Below are 11,133 nucleotides of genomic sequence, written 5' to 3'. Positions count from 1 at the left end.
CCGCCCCCCGCGTCGTGGACCACCCCCCCCGGCCGGCCCCCCCCCCCCCCCCCCCCCCCCCGCCGGTCTTAGTGTCGAACCGGAGTTACCGGCCGCTGAGGCAGACCAGGTACCGGGCCCATTCCAGGGTGTAGCGCAGCCAGCCCCGGACATCCCACCAGTTCTTCGGCGGCACCGGGGCGGTGCACACCGGAGCCGGCGGCGTGGTTGGCGCCTCCACAGTGACCGGCAGGGTCACTGTGGTGCCCGAGGAATCGGCCGTGAGGACCAGCCGGCCCGAAGCCGAAGCCGCAGCCGATGCCGGGACGGTGACGTTGACCGACGCGGTGCCGGCGGTCACGGCAGAGGTGCCCAGGGGCGTCGCCGTTCCGGCCGCATCCACCCAGCTGACGGCCAGCCCGGTGTTCACCGGGCTTCCCAGTGAGGTCAGATCCAGACCGGACACGGTGAATGATACGGCCGCACCCGGAGCTGCGGCGGCCGGAGCGCCCTGCACCACAACGCCCTGGCGGGCGAAGTCAGGTGAGAGCGGGCTGTTGGCCTCGATGTAACTGATCCACGCGTCACGGTCGACGAGCCCGGAGTCACGGGTGTCGGTGCCTTCGTTGAAGACCGTGAAATTGTCGCCGCCCTGAGCCAGGAAGCTGAACGTGCCCACCCGGTAGGCCCGGGTCGGATCCAGGGCTTCACCGTTGACGGTTACCGTGGAGATCCGGGACCCCGCAGCCTGCGCCGGGTCGAACGTGTAGGTGATGTTGTCCGACAAACCCAATGCCAGGAACGGCCGCGAACTGCCCGCGGGCTGCCACTGCTGTTCGAGCATGGTTTTCAGCTGGGCCCCGGTGAGCGTGGTGGTCCAGAGGTTGTTGACGAACGGCAGCACCGCGTTGGCCTCGGCGTAGGTGATCACGCCGTCGTCGCCGTAGTACAGTTCGGCCCGCAGCCCGCCGGGATTGGTGACGCCGATTTCGGCACCGCCCCGGTCGGCCGTGGACAGGGTGCTGAGCAGGGAATCGGCTACGAGGTTGCCCAGCGTGGATTCGGCGCTGCGGTCATCGCGGGTGGTGCCGGTAAACGCCGTCGTAATGTCCGCGGTCACCGAACCCACCGGCTCGTTGCCGACCTCGGCGGAGTAGGCCAGCGCCGTGTCAACGATTGACTTCACCTCGGCCACCGCGGGATAGGCGGACACGAGGGACGCTGCGCTTTCCGTGGTCCGCGGAACGTTGGTGGCCGTGTAGGACACCACCTCATCGGTGGCCGGGTTGTAATCCAGGTTGATCTGGCCGATGAACTCGCCGTAAGACCCGGTCTGCAGCACGGGACGGGTTTTGCCGTCGCCGCCGGGAACGGGTGCGTCCCAGGCATACTGCTTGTGGGTGTGGCCGGTGTAGATGGCGTCGACCAGCGCACTCGTGCCGTTGACGATCTCGGCAAAGGTTCCGCCGGCGGCCAGTTCCTGCTCCAGCGTGGACTCCTCGAGGCTGCCGCTGCCGGCACCCTCGTGGTATTCGGCGACGATGACGTCGGCCAGGCCGGCGGCCTGAAGCTGCTCGGCCACCCGGTTGACGGCCTCGACCGGATCACCAAAGTCCAGGTCGGCGATGCCGCCGGGGCTGACCAGCGTGGGGGTTTCCTCGGTGATGGCACCGATCACGGCAACCGACACACCGTTCACGTCCAGGATCGTGTATTCGTCCAGGGCGGGAGTGGTGGTGCCCTTGAGGTAGACGTTGGCGCCGAGGTACGGGAAATCGGCGGCCGCAGCAACGCGGTCCGTAAGGTCCGCGAAGCCGGCGTCGAACTCGTGGTTGCCCACCGCAGACGCCTGCAATTCCAGAGCGTTCAGGACATCCAGCGTGGGCTTGTCCTGCTGGACGGAAGACGCGAACAGGGACGCTCCGATGTTGTCGCCGGCGGAGAGGAACAGCGAACTGCCCTCGGGTGCGGCGGCCTTGAGCTGCTCAACGGTTCCGGCGAAGTTCACGGTATTGTCGTCGATCCTGCCGTGGAAGTCGTTGATGTTCAGCAGGTTCAGCTCTTCGGTTTCCGCTCCTGCCGGGCTCAGATCCAAGCCGACGAGGATCGGATCGTGGTCCGAGGACCTGTAGGGGTCCGGCGCGTAGTAGTTGGTGACGTTGGTGTTGAAGCGGCTGTATTCCAGCGCCAACGACTCCACCGAGTTGATGTTCCAGATGTCGGCTCCGGTGACGGCCTCTGCCGCCTCCCCGGAGGCCAGGACGTGGTCGAGCGAGCCGACCAAACCGCTGAACGCGTAGGAGTGCTTGCCGGTGGCCTTGCCCAGGTTCACGTAGCCGGCGTCGGCGAGGACCCTCATCGGGTCTTCGGCGGCGTAGGAGTTGAAGTCCCCGAGCAGGAAGACCTTTTCGGTGCCTGCGGTCTCGGACGCGGTGTCTGCGAAGCTGACCAGCGCCTGGGCCTGGCGGACGCGGTCAGCGTTCCAGCCGCCCTGCCCGGTGTCAGCGTTCTCGCCCGAGTCCGGAGCTGAGCCCTTGGACTTGAAGTGGTTGCTGATGGCCAGGAGGGTTTCGCTGTCCGAACCGCCGGCGGGCTTGAAGGCCTGGGCCAGCGGCTCGCGGGCGTTGGAGAAGAAGGCTTCATCGTTGAGGATGACGGACTCGCCCACCGGTTCGGCGGTGGCCGTGCGGAAGATGAACGCGGTGCGGATGACGTCTTCGGCGTCGGGCAGCGCGGCGGGGGAGCGGACGTAATCCCAGGTGCCGGGCGCCTGTTCGTTCAGGGCGGCCGTCAGGTGAGCCAGCGCCTCGTCGCGGTCCTTGCCGAACGCTGCCGAATTTTCCACCTCCATCAGCGAGACGACGTCGGCGCCCAGGGCGTTGATCGCGGCAACGATCTTGGCCTGCTGGCGGTCGAGGTTCTCGGCGTTGGCGGCGCCGCGGGCGTCGCAGCCGCCGCGCACGGTCAGCGGGGCGCCGGCGCGGTCGGTGTAGTAGATGCAGCCCGCGAGAGTGTCGCCGGTGGTGCTGAAGTAGTTCAACACGTTGAAGGAGGCGAGTTTCAGGTTTCCGCCGACGCTTTCCGGGGCGGCCGTGCGGGTGGCTTCGAACGACGCCGGTGTCGCCTCGGCAGCGTTGGCCGCGGTGAGGGCGGTGAGCGGCTGGAACTTCCAGGCACTGTTGCGGAAGTCCAGGATCACGCCGGTGGTGAAGGCGGCCGCGGCCCCGATCCGCACCGGGTTCTCCGGGGTCAGGTAGGGCAGGGGGATGCCCTGGTTCGCAGCGCTCAGGAAGTTGGTGCTGGCGCCGTCGTCGAGCTTCACGGCGCGTGCCGCGTTGTCGGCGACGACGGCGGCGTGTTCCGGGGTGCCGACGGCGGCCACCGCGGTGGGCTGGACCAGCGGCGAGGTCCCGGCAGCCAGCCCGATTTCCGCGTACTGGTTCAGGGAATAGTTGTCGGTGACGGTAAAGCTGCCCTGCGGAGCCAGGAGCATTCCTTCCAGGGCTTCGCGTTCGACCTCGTTGGCGGGCCAGGTCACGCTGGCGGCCTTGACCTCCTCGGCGGGCTCATCGAGCCGGGTCAGGTTTCCGGCGGCGACCGTGAGCTGGGTCAGGCCGAAGTACTCGCCGACGCTGCCGGTGACTTCCACGTAGTCGCCGGCTGCCACGGATCCAACCGTGTCCGCCGAGTATACGAAGATGCCGTCCGACGCCGTGTGGCCGGCCGGGTCGAGCGTGCCGCCGGTGCCCGGGGTCTGCAGGTAGTAACCGTTGAAGCCGCCGGTGGGATAGACGCCGGTGACCTTGCCCCGGGTGGTGACGGTTTGCCCGATCAGCGGGCTGGCCTCGCCGGACCCTTGGACCGCGGCGATTGGAATTGCGTCTCCGGGCGGGTTCGCCGGTGTGGTCGGTGAAGGTTCCGGAGTGGGCGTGGGGGTGGGGTCCGGCTCGCCGGGAGCCGGGCTGCCGGTGCCCGTGGGCGTGACGTTGGCGCTGAGCGTGAAGTCAGCGGCGTTGTTGTTGGAGTCAGTGAATCCGGTGCGGTTCAGGGACTTGGGGTCGGCGTTGCCGGCTGGTGCTGCTGCGGCTGCGGTTTCGAAGGTGTTGGATGTGCCGTAGCCGAGCAGGTCCACGACGCCGGCGGTGCCGGTGACGGACCCGGCGGGCAGCGGATCCACCCGGGTTGCCTGGCTGGACAGGACGAGGGTGCCGCCCGACCCGCTGAAGCTGGCCCCGACGGTGGCATCGGCGGCCGGCAGCGGTGCGCCGGAGGCGCCGTTGGAGGCTCCGGAAATCAGATAGTAGCCCCCGGCCGGGATGGTTCCGGCGAGGGCTCCAATTCCGGTGGGCGCCGCCGTCGACCCCGCGGAGCGGTACTGCAGGGACCAGCCGTCAAGGCTGACGTCGGTGCCGGTGGGGTTGTACAGCTCAACGAACTTGTTGGTGAACGGGGCGTTGGCGCTGCCGCCGCTCAGGTACGCCTCGTTGATGACGATGCCGGGAACGGCTGCGCCGCCGTCTTCCGCATAGGCCGGAAGCGCCGTCATTGGTGCCGCCAGCAGGCCAGCCGAGAGGGTTGCTCCCAGGGCCGCCTTCCAGGTGAAAGGTCTCATGCCTCATGCTCCTTGGTCAGCTGGTCCCAGCTGACGGTAATGGCCGCCGTGCAGCGGCGGCGAGGGGGTAACGCGAGTGACGCTGGTAATACTATGTGGCGCAGGTTACGAATGGGTGACCGTTTGGTGGCCGGGATGTGCCGGGGGTGGGGCCGAGGAGCAGCGGAAACGCAAAAAGAGCGCATCACTTCAGGGAAGTGATGCGCTCTCAGGGGCAGATTGCACGGACCAAACGGTCCGGACGAAATGCATATTCTCTTGCGGCAAAACCGGATAATACTGCCGGATTTCGCCAATTTGCGGAAGGTAAGGGATTCGAACCCTTGGTACGGGGTTACCGCACACTGGTTTTCAAGACCAGCTCCATCGGCCGCTCGGACAACCTTCCCCACTAGTAGTCTGGCAGAAAGGTGCAATTCACCAAAATCTGATCAACCCCGTGGAGGACAGAATGAGAGCAGTTGTCATCACTACGCCCGGCGGCCCGGACACCCTGCAGGTGCAGGACGTGCCGGTGCCGGTGCCAGGACCCGGGGAAGTGCTCATTGACGTGGCTGCCGCGGGACTCAACCGGGCGGACGTGCTGCAGCGGAAGGGCCACTATCCGGTGCCCGCCGGCGCATCGGAGTATCCCGGCCTGGAGGTGTCCGGCCGGATCGCCGCGATCGGCTCCGGGGTGGAGGGGCTCTCCGTGGGGGCCGACGTCGTCGCCCTGCTGACGGGCGGCGGATACGCCGAGCAGGTCAACGTTCCGGCCGGCCAGGTCCTGCCCGTGCCGGCTGGCGTGGACCTGGTTACCGCAGCGTCCCTGCCCGAAACCGCTGCCACCGTCTTCTCCAACCTGTTCATGGCCGCCGGGGTTACGGAGGGCGACCACGTCCTGATCCACGGCGGAACCGGCGGCATCGGCACGATGGCCATCCAGATGGTGGCCGCGTTCGGCGCCGTGCCGATGGTGACGGCAGGCTCGGACGAAAAGCTGGAACTGGCCCGGTCGCTCGGTGCGCAGGTGCTCATCAACTACAAGGAGGAGGACTTCGTGGCCCGGGTCCGCGAAGCCACCGACGGGCGGGGAGCCGACGTCATCCTGGACGTCATCGGCGCGAAGTATCTGCAGCGCAACCTTGAAGCCCTGGCCGTGTCCGGCCGGCTGGTCATTATCGGCCTGCAGGGCGGCACCAAGGCTGAAATCGATCTCAACCTGGTGATGCGCAAGCGGTTGGCGGTCATCGGCACCACGCTGCGGGCGCGTCCGGCGGAGGAAAAGGCCGCCATCATGCAGGCGGTCCGCAAGTACGTGTGGCCGCTGGTGGAAGCGGGCACGATCCGCCCGCTGGTGGACCGCACCTTCCCGCTCGCCGACGCCGGTGCCGCCCACGAGTACTTTGATTCCGGCCATCACACGGGCAAGATCCTCCTGACGACCTGACCGGCCCGTCGCGTGGGGCGCATCACACGCGCACTGCTAACCTCGTGGCAAGAGTGCGGTCTGTTCTGCCTCCCGACCGGTTCCACTGCCGGTCTTTCCGAGTCGTTACCCCAAACAAAGGGAACTCCTTATGAGTGAGAATCGCCGGCGCCGGGCCGCCCCCGGACAGCCCGAGGACAGCGACGTCCTGGTGCAGGATCCCGATCTTCCGCCGGTTGCCGTGGATCCGGAGACCGCGGAAGCCGAAGACCGCCACTGGACCCCGCTGAAGATCGCCATCTGGGCAGGCATTGCCCTGCTGGGCGGGGTCAGTTGGTACATGCTGGCCCTGGTCCGCGGAGAAACCGTCAATGCCATCTGGTTTGTCTTTGCGGCTGTCTGCACCTACTTCATCGCGTACCGCTTCTACTCCAAGTTCATTGAGCGAAAGCTCCTGCGGCCCAACGACCGGCGCGCCACTCCCGCCGAGTACAAGGCCGACGGCAAGGACTACGCCGCCACCGACCGCCGGGTCCTGTACGGGCACCACTTTGCCGCCATCGCCGGTGCCGGTCCGCTGGTCGGACCGGTCCTTGCCGCCCAGATGGGCTACCTTCCCGGCACCATCTGGATCATCATCGGCGTCGTGTTCGCCGGCGCCGTCCAGGACTACCTGGTCATGTTCTTCTCCATGCGCCGCGGCGGACGGTCCCTGGGGCAGATGGCCCGTGAGGAGCTGGGCCGGGTGGGCGGCACTGCCGCCCTGATCGCGACGCTGACCATCATGATCATCATCGTGGCCATCCTGGCGCTGGTCGTCGTGAACGCCCTGGCCGAAAGCCCGTGGGGCGTGTTCTCCGTGGGCATGACCATTCCCATTGCCCTGTTCATGGGCGTCTACCTGCGCTTCCTGCGGCCCGGCAAGGTCACGGAAGTGTCGATCATCGGCTTTGTCCTGCTGCTGCTGGCCATCATCGGCGGCGGCGTCATCGCCGACACCGCACTGGGTGACTTCCTGACCCTGGACAAGACAGTCATCGCCTGGGGCATCATCATTTACGGCTTCATCGCCGCGGTCCTGCCGGTCTGGCTGCTGCTGGCCCCGCGCGACTACCTTTCCACCTTCATGAAGGTGGGGACCATCGTGATGCTGGCCGTTGCGATCATTATCGTGCGCCCGGAAATCACCGTTCCGGCGATCAGCGAGTTCGCGTCCGCCGACAACGGTCCGGTCGTGGCCGGCCCGCTGTTCCCGTTCCTGTTCGTGACGATCGCCTGCGGCGCCCTGTCCGGCTTCCACGCGCTGATCTCCTCCGGCACCACGCCCAAGATGATCGAGAAGGAACGCCAGACCCGCTTCATTGGCTACGGCGGCATGCTGATGGAGTCCTTCGTGGCCATCATGGCCCTGGTGGCGGCCATCTCCATCGACCGTGGCATCTACTTCGCGATGAACTCCTCGGCCGCAGCCACCGGCGGAACCGTGGAGGGCGCCGTCGCGTTCGTCAACAGCCTGGGGCTGGCCGGCGTGAACCTGACGCCGGACATGCTCACCAACATGGCAGCGAACGTGGGCGAGGAATCCATCGTTTCGCGGACCGGCGGCGCGCCCACCCTTGCCGTGGGCCTGGCCCAGATCATGCAGAGCCTGATCGGCGGCTCCTCGATGATGGCATTCTGGTACCACTTCGCCATCATGTTCGAGGCCCTGTTCATCCTCACCGCCGTGGACGCCGGCACCCGCGTGGCCCGCTTCATGCTGCAGGATTCCATCGGCAACTTCATTCCGAAGTTCCGCGACACCTCCTGGCGGACCGGAGCCTGGATCTGTACGGCCGTCATGGTCGGAGGTTGGGGGTCGATCCTGATCATGGGGGTCACGGACCCGCTGGGCGGGATCAACACCCTGTTCCCGCTGTTCGGCATCGCCAACCAGCTGCTGGCCGCGATTGCGCTCGCCATCTGCCTGGCGATCCTGGCCAAGAAGAACGTCTTCAAGTACATCTGGATCGTGGTGCTGCCGTTGGCCTTCGCCTCAGTGGTGACCATCACCGCCTCCATGTACAAGATCTTCTCTCCCGTACCGGCTGTCGGATACTGGGCCCAGCACAATGCCTTCAAGGGCGCCTTGGAGCGCGGCGAAACCAGCTTCGGCACCGCCAAAACCGTCGAGGCGATGGACGCCGTTGTCCGGAACACCCTCATTCAGGGCACGCTGTCCATCGTGTTCGTGACGCTCGCGATCATCGTGATCATCACCGCGGTGATCGCGAGCATCCGTTCCTACCGCTCCGGCGGTTCTCCAAGCGCCGAAGATCCGGCGGTCGCCTCGCGCACGTTCGCCCCCGCGGGATTCCTGGCCACGCCGGCCGAGAAGGAGATCCAGACGCAGTGGGACGCGCTGCCCGCGGACCGCAAACCGGTGAAAAAGGCGCACCCGTGAGCACGGCGGGCGTCAAGGACGGGCTGCGCGGCTTTGTGCGGTTCTTCCGCGATGTCATGGGTGAGGACGCCTACGGCAAGTACGTCGCCTTCCACGAATCCTCCGCCTGCAGCGCGCCGCTGCTGAGCGAGCGGGAATTCTGGAAGGACAAAATGGACCGCCAGGACTCCAACCCCGAGGGCCGCTGCTGCTAGCGCCCCCGGGACGCCGGGCAAGCACGAACGACGACGGCGGCACCTGCCCGGGTGCCGCCGTCGTCGTTCGTGCGGTGCGAACCTCGGGAGCATGTCGTTTTGTTGCCGGCGGCCCGGGCACGGACGGGAATGCAGCAAAATAGCGGAAGGCCGGGCTGGAAAGCCGACGTGCCACCGGCAACCAACCGCAACCGTGAGAGCATTAATGCATGACTGAAGAGAACGGATCCGCCGACCGGCCGGATATGGCGCCTGCGCCCGGTTCCGCAGATTCATCACACGCCAAAAATCCCGCCGGCACTTCGGTTGGCCGTCTCGACGAGGCTCCCACCAGCAACCCGCCGGTTGTCGGCCGGGCCGCAGGCAACGGTTCACCGGATTACTCCGCCAGCGGCGGGTCCGGCGGGTCCGGCGGCCCCTCGGGCGGCGGGGAATCGGACAGTCCCGCCCGCAGCGGCGAAAACAGTCCGGGTCCGGCGAAGCTGCGCGACCTGGTGGACGAGCCTGCCAAGGTCATGCGGATCGGCACCATGATCAAGCAGCTCCTGGAAGAGGTTCGGAACGCTCCGCTGGATGATGCTGCCCGCAACCGCCTGGCGGAAATCCACGCACGCTCGGTGCGGGAACTCGAGGACGGCCTCGCCCCCGAACTGGTCGACGAACTCCACCGGGTCAATCTCCCGTTCCTTGACGACACCGTCCCCACCGACGCCGAACTGCGGATTGCCCAGGCGCAGATTGTCGGCTGGCTGGAAGGCCTCTTCCGGGGAATCCAAACCGCCATCGCCGCACAGCAGACCGCCAACCAGCAGATGGCGTCCCGGCTGCAGCTGCGCCAGCTGCCGCCCGGCACCGTCCTTGCCCCCGGCATTGTCATCGGCGAGAACGGCGAGCCGCGGCGCGCCGACTCGTCAGCACAATCCCGTTCCGGCTCCGCCCATCCCGAACCGCATGCCGGTCCCGGCCAGTACTTGTAGGACCCATGGCACTTTTTGCAGCCGCCCGACAGGGGCGGAAAGACGATACTCAGCTCGGAGTCGGTGTGTGGCGACGCGCCCACGACCGCTTCACCCGCGGCCTGGACCGCTACCACCAAATGCTGGAGGGGGTGGAGGACGACGCCATCTACAACGAGCTGGTGACCATCGCCAACGGGCTGGCCGAACTGCTGCCGCGGGTCCGCGACGTGTGCGTCACTGCCCAGCGGCGCCTGCCCAGCAACGGTCAGGACATCCCCGGCGCCCTGATCGCTGTGCACCGGGCGCTGTCCCGCAGCGGCAACTCGCTGGCGGCCACGGCCGAAGCAGCGGCCATGTCCCGGTTGGAGGGTGAACGGTGGGGCTTTGCCTCCGCCGGCCTGGAAAACGTGCACCGGCGTGCGCAGCTCGTCACCGAAGACGTCCTGGAGGCCGAACTCGCCCTGAAGGCTGCCCTCGCGGCGCCGCGGAAATCCTAAAAACTTGTTTCCGAAACGGGAATAAGGTCTGTGCTTTTTCGCGTCCAGCATAGAGCCGTCACGGAAGGCTGATTTCCGCGGGTCGTTTGCAAGGATAGGCGAATGACTACATCACCTCTTGTGACTTTCAACGACGGCAATACCATTCCCCAGCTTGGCTACGGCGTGTGGCAGGTTGAGGATTCGGTGGCGGAAACCGTAGTGGGGCAGGCGTTCAACGCCGGCTACCGCCACATCGACACCGCCAAGATCTACGGCAACGAAGCCGGCGTCGGCCGTGCCATCGCCGCCACCTCGGTTCCCCGCGAAGACATGTTCATCACCACCAAGGTGTGGAACGCCGACCAGGGCTACGAAGAAACCCTGAAGGCCTTCGACGCCTCGATGGAGCGCCTCGGCCTGGAAACCCTGGACCTGTATCTGATCCACTGGCTCCAGCCGAAGCAGAACAAGTACGTGGACACCTGGAAGGCCCTGATCGAACTGCAGAAGCAGGGCCGTGTGAAGTCCATCGGCGTCTGCAACTTCACCGTTGAGGCGCTGCAGGAAATCATCGACGCCACCGGCGTTGTTCCCGTGCTGAACCAGGTGGAGACCCACCCCTACCTGAACCAGTCCGAACTGCGCGCCTTCGAGGCCAAGCACAACATCCTGCACGAGTCCTGGTCCCCGCTGGGGTCCGGCAAGGGCCTGCTGGAGGACCCGAAGCTGGTCGAGATCGCCGCCAAGTACGACGGCGCCACCCCGGCCCAGGTGGTCATCGCCTGGCACCTGGCGCTGGGCAACATCGTGATCCCCAAGTCCGTGACGGAGTCCCGGATTCAGGAAAACTGGGAATCCCTCAACCTCAAGCTCTCGGATGAGGACATCGACGCCATCAACGCGCTCGACAACGGCACCCGCTACGGCGCGGATCCGGCTACTGCCGACTTCGCCTAGACCCCGCGCGGCCTGACGGGCCCGCGAATTGGCAGGAGGTGGGCGGGCCCGGGGCCGGGGCGGGCCCACCAGGCGGGGGGGCGCCCGCGGGGCAACCACAAA

Annotated in this window: 7 protein-coding genes and 1 tRNA gene; 6 read left to right on the top strand and 2 right to left on the bottom strand. The window is 66.9% G+C overall.

The genetic code is table 11. The features are described from left to right. Positions 1 to 85: 85 nt before the first annotated feature. Positions 86 to 4,591, bottom strand: coding sequence for an ExeM/NucH family extracellular endonuclease (locus QNO00_RS14385; protein WP_284024993.1), 4,506 nt, complete (start codon positions 4,589 to 4,591; stop codon positions 86 to 88). A 300-nt stretch (positions 4,592 to 4,891) separates the two neighbouring features. Further along, positions 4,892 to 4,979 (bottom strand) — tRNA-Ser (locus tag QNO00_RS14380). A 63-nt stretch (positions 4,980 to 5,042) separates the two neighbouring features. Between QNO00_RS14380 and QNO00_RS14375 the strand changes: the two genes are divergently transcribed. The 6 genes from QNO00_RS14375 (at position 5,043) to QNO00_RS14350 (ending at position 11,031) form a co-directional block, all read left to right on the top strand. Continuing rightward, positions 5,043 to 6,020, top strand: coding sequence for an NAD(P)H-quinone oxidoreductase (locus tag QNO00_RS14375; RefSeq protein WP_284024992.1), 978 nt, complete (start codon positions 5,043 to 5,045; stop codon positions 6,018 to 6,020). Positions 6,021 to 6,150: 130 nt separating this feature from the next. Continuing rightward, positions 6,151 to 8,442 (top strand): carbon starvation CstA family protein, encoded by a 2,292-nt coding sequence (locus QNO00_RS14370; protein ID WP_229968021.1) that lies wholly within the window; start codon positions 6,151 to 6,153, stop codon positions 8,440 to 8,442. Further along, positions 8,439 to 8,636, top strand: a complete 198-nt coding sequence (locus QNO00_RS14365; RefSeq protein WP_284016125.1) for a YbdD/YjiX family protein — start codon at positions 8,439 to 8,441, stop codon at positions 8,634 to 8,636. The genes QNO00_RS14370 and QNO00_RS14365 overlap by 4 nt, the downstream gene beginning before the upstream one ends. A gap of 209 nt (positions 8,637 to 8,845) precedes the next feature. Then, positions 8,846 to 9,613: a bacterial proteasome activator family protein gene (locus QNO00_RS14360; RefSeq protein WP_284024991.1), complete on the top strand. Its 768-nt coding sequence runs from the start codon at positions 8,846 to 8,848 to the stop codon at positions 9,611 to 9,613. Between the two features lie 5 nt (positions 9,614 to 9,618). Then, positions 9,619 to 10,092 carry a hypothetical protein gene (locus QNO00_RS14355; protein ID WP_229968025.1) on the top strand — a complete coding sequence of 158 codons (474 nt, stop codon included), beginning with the start codon at positions 9,619 to 9,621 and terminating at the stop codon, positions 10,090 to 10,092. A 102-nt stretch (positions 10,093 to 10,194) separates the two neighbouring features. After that, positions 10,195 to 11,031, top strand: a complete 837-nt coding sequence (locus QNO00_RS14350) for an aldo/keto reductase (protein ID WP_284024990.1) — start codon at positions 10,195 to 10,197, stop codon at positions 11,029 to 11,031. Positions 11,032 to 11,133 lie beyond the last annotated feature (102 nt).

This window comes from Arthrobacter sp. zg-Y1219, from assembly GCF_030125545.1.
GTDB lineage: Bacteria > Actinomycetota > Actinomycetes > Actinomycetales > Micrococcaceae > Arthrobacter_B.
The sequence above is the reverse complement of the archived record's forward strand: the minus strand, read 5'-3'. Positions and strand labels throughout refer to the sequence as shown.